14 protein-coding genes, 1 tRNA gene and 1 pseudogene are annotated in these 16,609 nt (G+C 66.7%); 4 read left to right on the forward strand and 12 right to left on the reverse strand.

Annotated features, from left to right (window positions below):
* Positions 1 to 6: 6 nt before the first annotated feature.
* Genes thrC through argS form a run of 4 tightly spaced genes read right to left on the reverse strand, consistent with a single transcriptional unit; the run spans position 7 to position 5,471 of the window.
* Complete coding sequence (gene thrC, locus ACXYX3_RS18385; RefSeq protein ID WP_458608520.1) at positions 7 to 1,086, reverse strand: threonine synthase; 1,080 nt, start codon at positions 1,084 to 1,086, stop codon at positions 7 to 9.
* Positions 1,083 to 2,399, reverse strand: coding sequence for a homoserine dehydrogenase (locus ACXYX3_RS18390; RefSeq protein ID WP_241207355.1), 1,317 nt, complete (start codon positions 2,397 to 2,399; stop codon positions 1,083 to 1,085). The genes thrC and ACXYX3_RS18390 overlap by 4 nt, the downstream gene beginning before the upstream one ends.
* A 4-nt stretch (positions 2,400 to 2,403) precedes the next feature.
* Positions 2,404 to 3,783, reverse strand: a complete 1,380-nt coding sequence (lysA, locus tag ACXYX3_RS18395; RefSeq protein WP_458612136.1) for a diaminopimelate decarboxylase — start codon at positions 3,781 to 3,783, stop codon at positions 2,404 to 2,406.
* Positions 3,784 to 3,818: 35 nt separating this feature from the next.
* Positions 3,819 to 5,471 carry an arginine--tRNA ligase gene (argS, locus tag ACXYX3_RS18400; RefSeq protein ID WP_458608521.1) on the reverse strand — a complete coding sequence of 551 codons (1,653 nt, stop codon included), beginning with the start codon at positions 5,469 to 5,471 and terminating at the stop codon, positions 3,819 to 3,821.
* A 100-nt stretch (positions 5,472 to 5,571) separates the two neighbouring features.
* Between argS and ACXYX3_RS18405 the strand changes: the two genes are divergently transcribed.
* Positions 5,572 to 5,644: transfer RNA gene (locus tag ACXYX3_RS18405), tRNA-Arg, on the forward strand.
* Positions 5,645 to 5,697: 53 nt separating this feature from the next.
* On the opposite strand, the gene ACXYX3_RS18410 is transcribed toward ACXYX3_RS18405, so the two are convergent.
* Together ACXYX3_RS18410 and ACXYX3_RS18415 are read right to left on the reverse strand one after the other, a co-directional pair.
* Positions 5,698 to 6,144 carry a hypothetical protein gene (locus ACXYX3_RS18410; RefSeq protein ID WP_458608522.1) on the reverse strand — a complete coding sequence of 149 codons (447 nt, stop codon included), beginning with the start codon at positions 6,142 to 6,144 and terminating at the stop codon, positions 5,698 to 5,700.
* Positions 6,141 to 7,294: pseudogene (locus ACXYX3_RS18415) on the reverse strand (molybdopterin-dependent oxidoreductase). Before ACXYX3_RS18415 ends, ACXYX3_RS18410 begins: the two are co-directional and overlap by 4 nt.
* 103 nt (positions 7,295 to 7,397) lie before the next feature.
* Between ACXYX3_RS18415 and ACXYX3_RS18420 the strand changes: the two are divergent.
* Complete coding sequence (locus ACXYX3_RS18420) at positions 7,398 to 8,039, forward strand: TetR/AcrR family transcriptional regulator (RefSeq protein WP_458608523.1); 642 nt, start codon at positions 7,398 to 7,400, stop codon at positions 8,037 to 8,039.
* Positions 8,040 to 8,094: 55 nt separating this feature from the next.
* On the forward strand, positions 8,095 to 9,528 hold the full coding sequence (locus ACXYX3_RS18425; RefSeq protein ID WP_458608524.1) for a dihydrolipoyl dehydrogenase family protein: 1,434 nt from the start codon (positions 8,095 to 8,097) through the stop codon (positions 9,526 to 9,528).
* 97 nt (positions 9,529 to 9,625) lie between these two features.
* Here the strand turns inward: ACXYX3_RS18425 and ACXYX3_RS18430 are convergent, their stop codons facing one another.
* The 5 genes from ACXYX3_RS18430 to ACXYX3_RS18450 all read right to left on the reverse strand — a co-directional run bounded on the left by ACXYX3_RS18430 (position 9,626) and on the right by ACXYX3_RS18450 (position 14,819).
* Positions 9,626 to 10,801: a zinc-dependent alcohol dehydrogenase gene (locus ACXYX3_RS18430; protein WP_458608525.1), complete on the reverse strand. Its 1,176-nt coding sequence runs from the start codon at positions 10,799 to 10,801 to the stop codon at positions 9,626 to 9,628.
* Positions 10,798 to 11,292: a hypothetical protein gene (locus tag ACXYX3_RS18435; protein ID WP_458608526.1), complete on the reverse strand. Its 495-nt coding sequence runs from the start codon at positions 11,290 to 11,292 to the stop codon at positions 10,798 to 10,800. The genes ACXYX3_RS18430 and ACXYX3_RS18435 overlap by 4 nt, the downstream gene beginning before the upstream one ends.
* Positions 11,289 to 11,864 carry a type 1 glutamine amidotransferase domain-containing protein gene (locus tag ACXYX3_RS18440; RefSeq protein WP_458608527.1) on the reverse strand — a complete coding sequence of 192 codons (576 nt, stop codon included), beginning with the start codon at positions 11,862 to 11,864 and terminating at the stop codon, positions 11,289 to 11,291. Before ACXYX3_RS18440 ends, ACXYX3_RS18435 begins: the two co-directional genes overlap by 4 nt.
* A gap of 84 nt (positions 11,865 to 11,948) precedes the next feature.
* Complete coding sequence (locus tag ACXYX3_RS18445; protein WP_458608528.1) at positions 11,949 to 13,283, reverse strand: glutathione-independent formaldehyde dehydrogenase; 1,335 nt, start codon at positions 13,281 to 13,283, stop codon at positions 11,949 to 11,951.
* 1,125 nt (positions 13,284 to 14,408) lie between these two features.
* On the reverse strand, positions 14,409 to 14,819 hold the full coding sequence (locus ACXYX3_RS18450; protein WP_458608529.1) for a hypothetical protein: 411 nt from the start codon (positions 14,817 to 14,819) through the stop codon (positions 14,409 to 14,411).
* Positions 14,820 to 15,711: 892 nt separating this feature from the next.
* On the opposite strand from ACXYX3_RS18450, the gene ACXYX3_RS18455 reads away from it, so the two are divergent.
* A complete protein-coding gene (locus ACXYX3_RS18455; RefSeq protein WP_458608530.1) occupies positions 15,712 to 16,227 on the forward strand; it encodes a helix-turn-helix transcriptional regulator in 516 nt (171 codons plus the stop codon).
* Between the two features lie 216 nt (positions 16,228 to 16,443).
* Here ACXYX3_RS18455 and ACXYX3_RS18460 read toward each other — a convergent pair whose 3' ends face one another.
* Positions 16,444 to 16,581 (reverse strand): hypothetical protein, encoded by a 138-nt coding sequence (locus tag ACXYX3_RS18460; protein WP_458608531.1) that lies wholly within the window; start codon positions 16,579 to 16,581, stop codon positions 16,444 to 16,446.
* Positions 16,582 to 16,609 lie beyond the last annotated feature (28 nt).

The raw sequence follows: 16,609 nt of genomic DNA on the forward strand, positions 1-16,609 counted from the left end.
GTCGTCTCAGACCAGGCCGAGCTTGGCGACGACGGCGACCGGATCGACCGGGACGGGGATCACCGCGGGCATGCCCTTGAGCGCCGTATCGGGATCCTTGAGGCCGTTCCCGGTCACGGTGCACACCACCGTGGACCCCTTGGCCACCCAGCCGTCCTCGATGGACTTCAGCAGGCCGGCGATGCTGGCCGCCGACGCCGGCTCGACGAAGACACCCTCGGTGCGCGCCACCAGGTGGTAGGCCGCGAGGATCTCCTCGTCGGTGGCTGCGAGGAACTTGCCGTCGGACTGCTGTTGGGCTTCGACCGCCTGCGTCCACGACGCAGGCGAGCCGATCCGGATCGCGGTCGCGATGGTCTCGGGGTCGCTGACGGGTTCGCCGGACACCAGCGGCGCGGCACCGGCTGCCTGCGTGCCGAGCATGCGGGGCAGGCGCGCGGCCAGGCCGTCACGGTGGTATTCGGTGTAGCCCTTCCAGTACGCGGTGATGTTCCCGGCGTTACCGACCGGGAGCGCGTGCACATCGGGTGCGTCACCGAGCGCGTCGACGATCTCGAACGCGGCGGTCTTCTGGCCTTCGATGCGGAACGGGTTCACCGAGTTCACCAGCGACACCGTTGGGAAGTCGGCGGTGAGTTTGCGCGCCAGCTCGAGGCAGTCGTCGAAGTTACCGTCGATCTGAATGATCTTCGCGCCGTGCATGACTGCCTGCGCGAGCTTGCCCATCGCGATCTTGCCCTGCGGCACGAGCACTGCGCAGGTGATGCCGGCGCGGGCGGCGTAGGCGGCGGCCGAGGCCGACGTGTTGCCCGTGGACGCGCAGAGGACCGCCTGCTGACCGCGCGCGACCGCCTCGGTGACGGCCATCGTCATGCCACGATCCTTGAACGATCCGGTGGGGTTGAGACCCTCCACCTTGAGATGCACGGTGCAGCCGGTGTAGTCGGACAGCCGCGGGGCCGGCAGCAGCGGAGTGCCGCCCTCTCGCAACGTGATCGGCGTCCACGAGTGGTCGATGGGCAACCGTTCGCGGTAGGCCTCGATCAGTCCGGGCCAGGGCTGGTGTACGGCACGGGTGGTGTTCACTCTGCAGTCCCTTCCATCCGCAACACGCTGTTGATGCTGGACACGACTTCCAGATCAGCCAGTGCGGCAACGGTTTCCGATAATGCGGCATCGGTTGCCCGGTGGGTGACCACGACGATGCGGGCGCCGCAGCGCGTTCCGCCCTCGTCGACCATGCCTTCCTGACGCACCTCGGCGATGCTGACCTCGCGCTTGGAGAACTCGGCGGCGACGGCCGACAGCACGCCCGGGCGGTCGGTAACGTTCATGTTGACGTAGTAGCGGGTCGCGATGTCGCCGATCGGCGCCACCGGCAGCTTGGCGTACTTGGACTCTCGGGGCCCACGCCCGCCCTGCACGCGGTTGCGTGCGGCCATCACGACGTCACCCAGCACGGCCGACGCGGTTGGAGCACCGCCGGCGCCCTGCCCGTAGAACATCAGCCGGCCGGCGGCCTCGGCTTCCACCACCACCGCGTTGAAGGCCCCGTTGACCGACGCGAGCGGATGGGTCAACGGCACGAGCGCGGGATAGACCCGAGCCGAAACCCGCTGCTGCCCATCGTCATCGGTGAGCCGCTCGCAGATCGCCAGCAGCTTGATCGTGCAGCCGAGCGCGCGCGCCGAGGCGAAGTCGGCGGCGCTGACCTTCGTGATTCCCTCGCGGTACACGTCGTCGGCGGTGACCCGGGTGTGGAAGGCGATCGAGGCGAGGATGGCCGCCTTGGCCGCTGCGTCGTATCCCTCGACGTCAGCGGTGGGGTCGGCTTCGGCGTAGCCGAGCGCGCCGGCGTCGGCCAGAGCGCTGCCGTAATCGGCGCCCGTGCTGTCCATCGCGGACAGGATGTAGTTCGTGGTGCCGTTGACGATGCCGGCCACCCGGAGCACCGTGTCGCCGGCCAGCGACTGGGTCAGCGGACGGATCACCGGGATCGCCCCGGCCACGGCAGCCTCGAAATACAGGTCCACGTGCGCGTTCTCGGCGGCCTGGGCCAGTTCGCCTGCCGCGACCGCCATCAGCGCCTTGTTGGCGGTGACGACGGACTTGCCCTGCTCCAGTGCCGCCAGGATGGCCTTGCGCGCCGGTTCCACCGGGCCCATGAGCTCGACGACGATGTCGATGTCGTCGCGCGAGACCAGGCCGTCGATGTCGTCGGTGAGCAGGTCGACGGGCACCCCACGATCGTCGGCGACGCGGCGCACGCCGATGCCGCGGACCTCCAACGGCGCGCCGATGCGCGCGGTCAGGTCGGCCGCGCTGCGCTCGATGATGCGCACCACCTCGCTACCAACGTTGCCGTGGCCCAAAACGGCCACCCCGATCGCGTCGCTCACCGCGTTACCTCACTTCCAGACTCAACAAGTCGTCAACCGTTTCCCGGCGCAGGATCAGGCGGGTCTGCCCGTCGCGCACGGCCACCACGGCCGGCCGGCCGATCAGGTTGTATCGGCTCGACATCGAATAGCAGTATGCGCCGGTGGCCGCCACCCCGAGCAGGTCACCCGGGGCCACGTCACCGGGCAGCCAGGCGTCGCGCACCACGATGTCACCGCTTTCGCAGTGTTTCCCGACCACCCGGGAGAGCACCGGGGCCTCCTCGGTGATGCGGGAGAGCAGGCGGACGTCGTATTCGGCGCCGTAGAGCGAGGTGCGGATGTTGTCGCTCATCCCGCCGTCGACGCTGACGTAGCGGCGCTGCCGGTCCGCCGCGATCGCGACGTCCTTGACGGTGCCGACCTCGTAGACCGTGATGGTGCCGGGCCCGGCGATCGCCCGGCCCGGTTCGACGACGAGTCGGGGTGCCGGCAGCCCGACGGCGGCAGATTCGTTCTCGACGATGGCCCCGATCTTGGCGGCGAGATCCTCCATCGGCGGTGGATCGTCCGAGGGCAGATACGAGATGCCCAACCCACCCCCGAGGTCGACGATCGACATCTGTGCGGTCTTGTCGACCCCGAACTCGGCGATGACGTCGCGCAGCAAGCCGATGACCCGGTGCGCGGCGAGCTCGAAGCCCGCGACGTCGAAGATCTGCGAACCGATGTGGCTGTGCAGGCCGACCAGGCGTAGGTGATCGGCCTCGAACACCCGGCGCACGGCGGCCATCGCGGCGCCGCTGGCCAGCGACAGGCCGAACTTCTGATCCTCGTGCGCGGTGGAGATGAATTCGTGGGTGTGCGCCTCCACGCCGACGGTGATGCGGATCAGCACGTCCTGGACGAGACCAGCGGCACCGGCGATGTCGTCCAGCCGCTCGATCTCGATCATCGAATCGACCACGACGTGCTCGATCCCCGCCTGCACCGCGGCGGTCAGCTCGGCGATGGATTTGTTGTTGCCGTGCAGCGCAATGCGATTGGCGGGGAAGCCGGCATGCAGGGCGACAGCGAGCTCTCCCCCGCTGGCGACGTCGAGGGACAGACCTTCCTCGTCGACCCAGCGCGCGACCTCGGTGCACAGGAATGCCTTGGCCGCGTAGCGCACATGGTCGCCGCCCCCGAAAGCTGCCGCGATTTCGCGACAGCGAGAACGGAAGTCGTCCTCGTCGACGACGAACACCGGGGTGCCGTACTCGGCGGCGATGTCGGTCACCGAAACCCCGCCGATAGTCAGGACACCGGCGTCGTCGCGAACCGCGTTGCGAGGCCAGACATTCGGCGCCAACGCCGCGACATCGGCCGCGGTCTGAGGCCGGGCCGGCGCGCCCGCGTGGTGAATCTCTTCAGCGTGACGGGGCCCGGCCGGGTGGGCGATCACATCCGCTCCGGCGCGCTGACGCCGAGGATGCCCAGACCGTTGGCGATCACCTGACGGGTGGCAGCACACAGCGCCAGCCGCGCAGCGTGCAGATCGCCGGGCTCCTCGTCACCCTGGGGCAGCACCCGGCAGGAATCGTAGAAGCGGTGGTAATCGCCCGCCAGATCCTCGAGATAGCGCGAGACACGGTGCGGTTCGCGCAGCGCTGCGGCGGTGGCGAGCACCCGCGGGAACTCGCCGATGTTGCGGATCAGGGTGCCCTCTTTGTCGTGGGTCAGCAGATCCAGATGAGCGGTGTCGGGCGCGATGCCGAGATCGGCGGCGTTGCGGGCCAGCGCGCACAGCCGCGCATGCGCGTATTGCACGTAGTAGACCGGGTTTTCGGCCGATGCCGAGGACCACAGCTGCAGATCGATGTCGATCGGGGTGTCGACCGAGCTGCGGATCAGCGCGTAGCGCGCGGCGTCCACGCCGATCGCCTCGACGAGGTCGTCAAGCGTGATCACGGTGCCGGCACGCTTGCTCATCCGCACCGGCTGACCGTCGCGCACCAGGTTCACCATCTGACCGATCAGCACCTCGACGGTGTCGGGATCGTCGCCCAGAGCTGCAGCGGCGGCTTTCAGGCGCGCGATGTAGCCGTGGTGGTCGGCGCCGAGCATGTAGATGCACAGGTCGAACCCGCGCTGGCGCTTGTCCAGGAAGTAGGCGAGGTCACCGGCGATGTAGGCCGGGTTGCCGTCGCTTTTGATGACGACGCGATCCTTGTCGTCCCCGTAGTCGGTGGTGCGCAACCAGGTGGCGCCGTCCTTCTCGTAGATGGCGCCGGTGTCGCGCAGCTTGGCGATCGCCTGGTCGACGCGGCCGGAGGTGTGCATCGAGTCTTCGTGGGTGTAGATGTCGAAATCGGTGCCGAAGTCGTGCAGCGAGGCCTTGATGTGGTCGAACATCAGGTTGACGCCGATGGCGCGGAAGGTCTCCCGCATCTGCTCGTCGGGCAGGTTCAGCGCATCGGGTTCCTTGGCGAGCACCTGTGCTGCGATGTCGCCGATGTAGGTGCCTGCGTAGCCGTCCTCGGGCGTCGGCTCACCCTTTGCGGCCGCGATCAGCGAGTTCGTGAACCGGTCGATCTGCGCGCCATGGTCGTTGAAGTAGTACTCGCGTACCACCTCGGCGCCCTGGGTGGTCAGCAGCCGGCCCAGCGCGTCACCGACGGCCGCCCACCGGGTGCCGCCGATGTGGATGGGTCCGGTCGGGTTGGCCGAGACGAACTCGAGGTTGACCTTCGTGCCGGCGAGCTGGGCCGACGTCCCGTAGCCCGCGGCGGCGGCGATGACGTCGCCAACCAGCACGTTCTGTGCGGCCGCCTCGATGCGGAGGTTGACGAAGCCGGGTCCGGCGACGTCGGCGGCGGCGATGCCGCTCTGCTCGGTGAGTGCGGCGGCCAGCCATCCGGCCAGCTCGCGGGGGTTGGCGCCGACTTTCTTGCCGAGCTGCAGGGCCAGGTTGGTGGCGTAGTCGCCGTGCTCGGGGTTGCGGGGGCGTTCCACGGTGACGGTGGCCGGCAGTGCAGAGGAGTCCAGGCCGTGCGCATCGAGCACCGCGGCAGCGGTGCTGCGGAGCAGTTCGGCCAGATCGGCGGGGGTCACGAGGGACCATCCTATGGTCTGGGCCCCTCATGCCCCGAATCCGTTTCCCCGCACGGATGCGCTACGCTAACCACGCCCGATCGGCGCAGCATCACCACGCGCCCCCGTAGCTCAGGGGATAGAGCGTCTGCCTCCGGAGCAGAAGGCCGCAGGTTCGAATCCTGCCGGGGGCACTTTTCGCGGCCAGGGAATTCCCGTTCAGACCGTTGCCTGCCGGCAGTCGGCGTCACGAACGTCGACGCCGCACCACGGTGGAGATCGCGTAGTAGACCGGCACACAGGCCCACACGAGTGCCAGTGACACGCTCAAGCCGAGTGGGTAATCGCGGTCGAGAACGGTCGGGTTGTCCGGTTTGGCGCCCGGGGTGTCGAAGACCGGTATCGCAAGAAGGACCAGGGTGGCCGAGCACATCGCAGCGACGGCGATCGGTGGCCACCAGCCTCGCCCCAGCACCCGGCGCCCGGTGTAGCCGAGCGCTGCGGTGACCGGGGCGAACACGAAGTCATGGACCACCACGCCGACTGCAATCCATATGCCGATGCGGATGAGCGTCTGGATGTTCAGATCCAGGAGCAGCCAGGCACCGCAGGACGCGCTGACGATTCCGGCGATCACAAGAGCGCCCCGTAGGGCGTTAGTCGCGGCACTCGACGACGCGGTCTGCCCCGTCATTCGCCGACCACCTCGATTCGGGTCAGCCACTTCGTCTGCAGGACACCGGGCCTTGTCGGAGCGATGAGCCGGCAGGGGTAACCGTGGTCGAGGTGGAGCTGCTCACCGTTGAGCCGCAGAGCGATCAGCGTCGCCGAATCACGGGCGTGCGGCGCAGGCAGGATCGTGCGCGAGTACGGTCCTGGCGGTTCCAGTGAGATCATTCGCGCGGCGGATTCCGGCGAACCACCCACCGCTGCAATGAGATCGGCGAGTACGACACCCGTCCACGACGCATTGACGCTCCATCCCTCGACGCAGGCGATAGGCAATTCGCGTGTCGACTGGGGCATGGCCTGCAGGTCGGCCAGCGTGAAACTGCGAGTGGCGGTGGGGCCGACGACCGTCAGCCGGTAATCCGGCGACTGGGCGGCACGCACGACACCGGCGGCGAACGCCGTCCGATTGATGGGCACACCCTGCGGGCCGTCGCCGGAGCGAGGAGCGAGCACCGACAGCCGTCTCAGCCACGGCACCGTCTGACCGGCGGTCGCGACGGTCGCCAGCACGGTGGCCGCAGCAGCGCCGATCAGGACGGTGCGGCGGGTCGCCCCTACCGCGCCGCCACCGGCGACATCGCCTGCATCGATCGGCTCACCGAGTGCGCGACGGATCACCGGGAGCTTGACACCGACGTGCACCGCAACCGCCCCCAGGGCGACCCAGGCCATCGCGAAATGAACTGGCGGAAAATAGAATTCGAACACATACCACTGAGCGATGTTGAGAAGCCCGTGCTCAGCTGGAAGATCATCGAGCCGACGAGCACGAGGATGGACAGTCGCTCGAGCTGGCGCGCCACGCCTCCGATCACAGGGCGGGCGAAGAGCTTGGGCCACACCGACCACAGCTTGACCATCAACAGCGGAATCGCGGCGATCCCGCTGATCACGTGCAGCCCCTGCGTGACGCGATACAGCCAGACGGGCCGCGTGGGCCACCAGAACCACGGCTGTGGATGTTGTATGAGGTGACTGATCAGTCCTGTCGCCATGCACAACACGACGGCGACCCCGAGCCACATCCCGACACGGACGGTCACCGCCGTGCTGCGGCTTCTCGCGAAGCCCCGTGTATCCGGCGCTGCCGGCGCGCCAACATCTGCAGACATGTCGTCTCTCACTCCGTCACCGAACCGCCCCGAACTGTACTGTCCGATACAAAGAATGTACTGTCAAGTACAGAGACGTCGAGAGCGAGAGGAGGAGGCTGTCGTGAGGGTGGCACCGACGACGGATCGCGGTCGAGCGACCGTGACGCGCATCCTCGATGCAGCGTGCGATCTCTTTGGCGCTCAGGGTGTTCGGACCACGACGCTCGACGAGATCGGCGCCGCCGCAGGTGTCGGGCGCAGTCAGCTCTACCACTTCTTCGTCGACAAGTCCGACCTGGTCGCCGAAGTGGTCGCCTACCAGGTCGAAAGGGTCGTCGCCGGTCTCGCTCCGTCTCTGGAGTCGATGTCGACACCTGCCGACGTGCAGGCCTGGTGCGATGAAGTCGTGGCTTTCCACGCCGCGTCCGCACCATCGATTCGTTGCCCCATCGGGTCACTCGTGCACCAACTCGGCGAGTCCGACACAGCAGCACGCCATGCGCTGCTTTCCGGATTCCAACGATGGGAACAGCTGTTGGCCAGGGGACTTCGGCGCGTCGCTGACAACGGTGGTCTGACCGAGAGCTCCGACGCCGACACTCTGGCCTCTGCGATGCTCGCGGCCTATCAGGGCGGCGTGCTGCTCGCCCGTGCCACCGGCGACGTGGCCCCGTTGCGTCGCGCCCTTCTCGGCGTCACCGCCGCGGCGATCGCCCGCTCCCCTCACCCAGAAGGGACGCCGAACAGGACAGCGAAAGCCTGACCGATCGTCCCGAGCACCGCCGTTTCATCACGAGCCGATCCGAACTTCCGGCGGCATGACCCATGTGGAGGACTCGATGAGCTATCCCGATCGATTCGACGCGGTGGTGATAGGCGGGGGCCCGGGCGGGGTCACCGCGGCCATTCGGCTCGCGGGCCACGGACTCGCCGTCGCCGTCATCGAAGACCGGTTGATCGGCGGCGAATGCCACTACTGGGCGTGCAACCCGACCAAGACGCTCATCCGGCCCATCGAGGTTCTCGACCTCGCCAAAGCCGTACCCGGTGTGCGCGAGGTCCTCGCGAGCCAGACCGTGGACGTTGGTGCTGTCTTGAGCAAGCGAGACGCGGTGATCGACCACCTCGTCGACCGGGACCTCGTCGCCGGCCTGACCGAAGCCGGGATCGAGGTGGTCCGGGGTCGAGGTCGGCTCGACGGCGAACGCACAGTGGTGGTGAACGATCCCGACGGACACGAGCGTCGACTTCAGGCCGAACACGCTGTCATCCTCGCCACCGGGACACGCCCCTTCATCCCGGACATCGACGGATTGCCCTCTGCCGCGCCATGGACCAACCGCGAACTCGCGACCATGACGCGCGTCCCGGACAGAACCGTCGTCCTCGGGGGCGGAGTCGTCGGCGTGGAGAGCGCGACCATTCTGTCCGGGCTCGGAAGCGAGGTCACGCTGTTGGCACGCGGGTCCGGCCTTCTGCGAGGTTCCGAACCCTTCGTCGGTGCGCGCGTGTCGCGCGCTCTGCAGGACCGCGGTGTCGAGATCCGCTGCGAAACGCCGGTGACGTCGGTCGTGCGAAACGATTCCGGCGGTGTCACGATCTTCGCCGCCGGCTCACGCTTGGAGGCCGACGAAATCGTCGTTGCCACAGGTCGTTCGGTGAACACCGACGACGTGGGCCTGGACACCGTGGATCTTCCGGTGGGAGAGTTCGTCGCCGTCGACGATCACCTCACGGCGACCGGAGTCGGTGGTGAATGGCTCTACGCGATCGGCGACACGACGGGTCGTGCGCTGCTCTCCCATGTGTCTCAGTATCACGCGGGCATCGTGGCGGATGTCGTGGCCGGTCGCGCACGCGGCGCCGCACCGGACGCGACGGGATCGTCCGCACAGGACACCGGCCGACTGCCTCAGATCATCTTCACAGACCCGCAGGTGGTGGAGGTCGGTTACACCGAATCCCACGCGCGCGCAGCGGGATTCGCCGTCACCACGCGGTGCGCTACATACCCCGGTGGTCTCGGAGAACTCCTGATCCTGCGCGACGGCTTCGAAGGCGAGGCCAAGTTGGTGATCGACGCCGAACGCGACACACTTCTCGGAGCCACATTCGTCGGACCGAACGTGGCCGACTTGGTCCATGGCGCCACCGTCGCAGTCGTCGGCGAAGTTCCCCTGTCGGTGCTGCGACACGTCATAGCGCCTCATCCGTCGCTCAGCCAGATCTGGAACCCGCTTCTCGCCGGCTGATCAGCGGGCCGTCCGGCCCGCTGTCCACCGATCGGCCGGACCTCGTCATCTGCAGTGTCACAACCTGTTCATGACGAGTCTGCGACCCCTGAAGACATCACCCCGAGGGTCGAAAGACAGCGCGGACGCAGCCATCGGACTTGTTCTTGAACATTCGGTAGCCCTGCGGGCCCTGGTCCAACGGCATGACGTGGGTGGCGAGATGTTCGGTGTCCAGCTCCCCGTCCGCCATGTGCTGCAGGATCCTGGGAATGTAGCGATGACCGTGTTGCTGCGCCCCACGCACAGTCATCGACTTGTTCATGATGGCACCGAGCGGAAACTTGTCGACGACTCCGCCGTACACGCCCAGGATGAACATGCTGCCACCCTTGCGGCATGCGTAGGCGGCCTCGCGGAGTGCCGTGGGCCGGTCGCTCTGCAGGCGTAGTTGCTGCTTCACCTGATCGTAGAGATACGCCGGGCCCGTGCCGTGCGCTTCCATCCCGACGGCCTCGATCACCACGTCGGGGCCACGGCCGCCGGTGCGCTCCTTCAACTCGGCCAAGACGCTGTCCTTGGAGTAGTCCAGTGTTTCAGCGCCGATGTGTGTGCGCACCTGCCCAAGTCGTTCGGGGAACCGGTCGATGACGATGACCTGCTCTGCGCCCATGAGCATTGCGCCGCGCGCAGCCATCTGCCCCACCCCGCCCGCGCCCCACACGGCGACGATGTCGCCGGGAGCGACGCCCGCGCCGTCAGCGCCGGTCCACCCGGTCGGGGCGGCGTCGGAGGCGAACAGCGCCGCCAGGTCCGAAACCCCCTCCGGCACGGTGAATGCACCATGGTCGGCATAGGGCACGCGAATGTATTCGGCGTGGCTGCCGGCGTACCCACCCAGCGCATGGCTGTACGCGAAGCATCCGCCGATCGCAGACCCCCACATCGCCTCGGTGAGTGCAGGGTTGGGATTGCCGTTGTCACACAACGAGAACAGCTGGTTCTGGCAGTACCAGCACTGTCCGCAGGCGACGAACGAGCAGACCACGACTCGGTCACCCACCCGGTGGTTGCGGACGGCCGGGCCGACTTCCACCACCTCGCCCATGAACTCGTGTCCCAGCACGTCGCCGGCGCGCATGGTCGGGATGTAGCCGCCCAGCAGGTGGAGGTCCGACCCGCACGTCGTCGATAACCTGACCTGGAGGATCACGTCGTGATCGTTGAGGATTTCGGGGTCGTCGACGGTCTCCACCGACGTCTCGTTGACTCCTGTCCAACAGAGGGCCTTCACAGGACTCCCTCCCCACCTGCGCGGCGGGTCGCCAACTCGACCAGTTTGCCGGTCGGGGCGGCGCTGCGGGTGCCGTGCGGTACGGGGTCGACCCGCAGCACCTCACCCACTTCGATCAGTTGTTTGGCTTGACGCAGGGCCGACCGGAGCTGCTGGCGCGGGTCGTCTCCCGACACGCGGCTGGCAACCGACCCGGGCCCACTGGGCTCCGCCTGGCGCAGCCGCGCGGCGAGTTCCGTGCCCTTCCCGCCGGGAGCGGTGCGGACGTGCACTTCGATGCGGTCGCCGAGCGCGGCGAGGGGCTCGGGCACCCGGCCGCCCGGCATGAGGTCCTCCGCAGGCTTGTTGATGGTCACACTGCGCCACCGCGATCGCGGCTCGGGGTCTGCGGCCTGGGACGTTTCGCCGGCGAGCCTGCGTTGCAGCTGGCGGGCCAGCTGACCGGCGACGTTCAGACCCGCCTGCGCAACCTTGCTGACCGGGGTACTCACGAGCCGCTCCCCGCGCCGGCGGGCTGTGCGGCCGAACTGAACAAGTCCACGATCGCCGCGCAGAAGGCGGGGAGGTCGTCCGGCGATCGGCTGGTGACCAGGTTCCCGTCCCGCGCCACCTCCTCGTCGACGACGTTGGCGCCGGCATTGCGCAGGTCGGTGCGGATGCTCGGGTAGGAGGTGAGCGTCCGGCCGCTCGCGACGCCGGCCTCGATCAGCGTCCATGGTCCGTGGCATATCGAAGCGACCGGCTTACTCGCGGACATGAAGTCGCGGACGAACGCGACCGCGGCGGAATTCATTCGCAGCTGGTCCGGATTCACCGTTCCGCCAGGCAGCAACAACCCGTCGTAGTCGTCGACCGACGCTGACTCCACCAAGCCGTCCACGGAGAACGTACCTGCCGATTCCAGGTCGTGGTCGCGCGCTTGAATCTCGCCGTCGTGCAACGACAGCAGATCGGTGGTGCCTCCGGCGTCGTGCACAGCCTGTCTGGGCTGTTCCAGTTCCACCCGTTCCACGCCGTCCGCGGCCAGAATTGCAATTCGCCTGCCGCGCAATTGGTCTGCCATTATGGGTTCCTTTCGTTGTGAGGTGACGGCGTGCCCGTGCGGCACGTCGTCCGTCGTCAGTACCGATGTGATGCCGTGGATGGGTCAGCGTGCGCCCGCGCCGGCCTTCTGCTTGCTCAACCCGTTCGGGTGCAGCACGACCTTGGTCCAGCCCTCGTCCCGGCTATCGAAGTGCTGGTAGGCCTCGGGGCCCTCGTCCAGGGAGAGATTGTGCGAGACGATCCAGGACGGCTTCACCTTGTCACCTGCGATGAGGTCGCGCAGGCGCCGGTTGTACCGTTTGACCGGACACTGTCCGCTACCGAGGGTCTGGCCCTTGAACCAATGCAGGCCGTAGTCGAAGGCCACCTCACCCTTCTTGGCCAATTCGTCTGCGCCGCCCGGATCTTGGGGGACGTACACACCGACGGAGCCGATGCCCCCGGTGAAGCGAACCGCTTTCACCAAACTGTTCAGCGTCATGGTCGGATGCTCGGTGCCCTGCGGGTCGTGCGCCTGGTAGCCCACGCACTCGCACCCGCGGTCGGCACCCAGGCCCTTGGTCTCGTCCATCACAACCTCCACCGGGTCTACCTTCGAGTCGTCGATGGCGATGGCGCCAATCTCCTCGGCAAGTCTCAACCGGTCGGGATGGCGATCCACCACCATCACCTTGGAGGCGCCCTTGACCGTCGCGGACAAAGCGGCCATGAGACCGACTGGTCCCGACCCGAAGATCACCACGGAGTCACCCGGTACGACCCCGGCCAACTCCGTGGCGTGATATCCCGTCGGGAAAATGTCTGCGAGCATCACATAGTCGTTCTCTTTGTCCACCGAATCTTCCGGCAACCGCAGGCAGTTGTGGTCGCCATAGGGCACACGCAGCAATTCCGCCTGGCCGCCCTGCCACGGCCCCATGTCGGCGAAGCCGTAAGCCGCCCCGGCCATGTGCGGTTCGGGCTGGGTGGTGAGGCAGTAATTGGTGAATCCTCGCTCGCAGTTCTTGCAGAACCCGCACGAAACGTTGAACGGTATGGCTACCCGGTCACCGATCTTGACCTTGTCGACGCCGTCTCCGACCTCGACGACTTCACCGAGGTTCTCGTGGCCGAAGCAGCGGCCGGTCTCGAAGTCGGTTCTGCCTTCGTACATGTGCAGATCCGAGCCACAGATGTTGGTTGCGGTGATCTTCACCAACACGTCGCTGGGCCGCTCGACTTCTGCGTCAGGTACGTCCTTGACGCTGACCTGGCGCGGTCCCTCGTACACGATGCCTTTCATAGTTTTCTCTCCTCCGGTGAGTTGGTGCGGGGGGATGGTGCCCCTGCACTTCGGCGCTAAACAATTGCGAGACAATTTGTTTCTGTCTTCGCGCTGAGGCCGGCCCGACCGTTTTTTCGGCAGCGGCGACACTGGTTGGTCGACCGAGTCAGGCACGACCGAAACGCACACATGCAAGGAACTTCTCAGCGGTGAAACGTGTTTGGATTTCCACTGAGGATTCCGGTGTCGGCCGGGTAACACCTGGCGGACAGGAAGAAGTGCGAGCCCCGAACGGGTCGGCCTGAGGCCGCCGAGCCTCCAGGGGTGCCGGTGTGCTCACCTCGGCTCCGGCCTGCATTCGCAGTCCACATCAAGGCACATCGATCACCGCTCGGTGGCGGCCGATCGCTGATGCGCACGCCCACGATTGTGACGACTCAGTCGCGCAAGCGCCTGCGCCCGACGGGACCAAAACATGGGAATCGATTCGTCCTGCCAGCACCATTTCCGCCACCCGCGGCGTCCGGCCTGCTTCGCAGGACGCCCTACTCCGCCCTTAACGGTCGTCTGTCGGCCTTCAACATCCCAGCTCGACCGCACCGACACCCTGCGTCACCGCACTGAGTGGCGCTGCCGGATCCATCAGACTGCTGCCGCTTCACCCGTCGGTCTGCCAGGGCAGCCTGCACCGAGGACCAATGCCCGATCACTATGGCGTAGAGCGACATCCACGAAACCCAGACCACCGAGTCCGACCACCACAGCAGGGTCGCGACCGTGCCCGGTATGAGCCAAACCAGCAGCCAGCTCGCGTGGAACCCCACTGCGTACTCGGGCTTGGTGACAACCTTCGTGACCCTCGTCGCGGCCGCAGACAGTCTCCCGGCGCGGATGGAGGCCAGCCGCCGGGCGGCAGATCGATGGGGCAGGTCGGCGAGGCGCGACGATGAACACAACTGCGGATCCTTTTCTCATGGTGACGATTCATGCGTTGTCACAGTGCATCTCTCAGGAATCGCGTTGACCTGCAACGTTGATGGCTTCGACCGGCCAATTTTTGCCACCCCCGCCCCAACGCCTGGGCCTCGCGAGGATCGAAGACGGTTCAGCCTTCTTTCCAGCCCCGCGGTCCCGCCCCACTGTGCACGCGCACGCAGGCCGGGCGAATGGGTGCCACGCGACGAATTCCGACGGGCCAATTGGACCTGCGGGGACAAGTGGTGCCGCTCTCCCTCCGCAACGGCCCGCAGGAGCCATGTCGCCCGACGTCCTGTCGGGCGACATGCTCCCGCGGTTTCCTCAGTGGCCGCTCGGAGGGTTGGGTGCCGGAGCGGCTGGACCGGGGGCACCGCCTGCCGGCGGAGCCGGAGCCTGCGCACCGTGGCCCGGATTGGCCGGGACGTTGCCGTCGTTCTGGCCGTACTTGGTCAGCACGAGAGCGCCACCTGGCACGTCGCACACGGTTTGTGGTGCGCCGGTGGTGTCAACGGTCCGTGCCATTGCGGTCACCTCCGCAGGGCTGTCACCGCAAATCGCGGCGGATATCCGCGCTGCGTCCCCGGGGCTGGTGTTCTCCCGAATGATCACGGCGTCGACCGTCACATTCACATTTTCCGATGCGGGCTGCGCCGCAGCCACGCCGGCGCCCGTCATCGCCAGTGCCGTTCCGCTCAACACGGAGCCGATCATGAACTTCGCTGTTCCCATCATTTGCTTTCCTCATCTGTGCGGTGGAATGGAACACGCACGGCTGCTTCGCAATGAAGCGGCAGTGGCCGGCGGTAGGTGTCGGCAAGAGCTTTTCCCCGCGCTCCGAGAACCCGGCTACCCGGGTCATCCGCTGCGATTCGCACGAACCGCAATCGGCTTGAACATGTTCGGAGAGCGGATGTTTCACTGATATGCCTCACACGCCGCGCGACATCCTGAGCGCCTGTCGAACACCCGGTCAGCCGGGCCCAGGCGGAGACTTGGCACCGCGGGTCGAAACTCGAGCAGCAACTTCACGCCTGCGGGATCAAGTATTGGGCGTCCTGGGAGCTGATTCTTGTGCTCTTGGGTTCGGCTAGGTCATGCGCCCGCGGGAGGAGGAGCTCAGATGAACGTCACTCTGTCACGACGCCCTGACGACATCTGCTCGGGAACGAATCCGATGTCACGCAATGTCATCATCGACACGGACGACCTCGACGAGGCAGAGAACGCGGTGAGCGCGTACTACACGAGAACGAAATTCGGGCGAAGTCCTGATCGACCCACCCATACATGGGCCATGCGGTCACAGCTCGGGTCGATGGCGTTCGACCAGTTCCGACACAGCTATCGCTGTCGCTACGAGGCCGACCCCATCCATGGCATCGTCCTGTGTCGTGTGCGGTCGGGCTCTCTCCGGCATCAGCAGACGTCCGGTATGGGTGACCTGTGCCCGACGGGAACGACAACAGCGATAGCGTGGCGAGAACGCGTACCGTTGGTGGGCGACATCATTCACGGGCACTTCGACCTGATACAGATCAATCGGAGTGTGCTCAGCGCCGTAGCTTCGACGGCACCCCGGGCCGGCAACACTCCGGAACCCGTTCGGCTCACAGGGGGGATGCCGGTGTCGTCCGCTGCGAACAGAATGATGGCCCAGACGATCGACTATGTGCTCGACGGAATTGTGACCAGTGCGGACGCCACACACAGCCCGCTGTTGGTCGGTACGGTCGCCCGGCACCTCGCCGCGACCATGCTCGCCAGCTTTCCCAGCAATGCCTTGCTGGACCCGACCATCGAGGACCGGCGCGATTCCACACCAGCGCTTCTCCGACGCGCCGTTGCCTACATCGACGACCACGCGCACACCGACATCACCGTCTCCGACATAGCGAACCACATTTTCGTCACCACCCGCGCGTTGCAGTACATGTTCCGCAGGCATCGCGACTGCACCCCGATCGAGTACTTGAGGCGGGTCCGATTGCACAATGCGCATCTCGAACTCGTCGCCGCCGATCGCGCCGTCACCACAGTCGCCACCATCGCCCGCCGCTGGGGCTTCTGCCACACCGGGCGATTTGCCGAGTACTACCGACAACATTACGGATGTAACCCCCGCCAGACTCTGAGCTCGTAGGCGCTTTCGGTTGTCCACGTCTGCGTCGACCAAGTCGGCCGGCGGCAAGGGACCGTGGGGCTGACGTAATCGGTGGCCCGGCTTGATGGAACCGCACGCACTGAATTCAGCTCGGTGTTCGGATACCGCAAACGCGATCGGAGTACCAGCCGCCGTGAAAGACGCGAATACCACGCACTTCTGTCCACCGATCGGGGGAACCGATACTCCCCCTCCTCACGAACCGATCAGCGGATACCCGCGTCGCCGCGGCCGCGGCATCGTCATCAGCAGCGCCACAACCGGCCACGACGACGGGAGGCTCATGATGACATCCGCGAACAACGGCAGCGGAAGAACATGGTCTGCGATCATCGATTGCTACGCAGTGGCTTTCGGAATC

This window comes from Mycobacterium sp. Panama NTM2 (genome assembly GCF_054355555.1).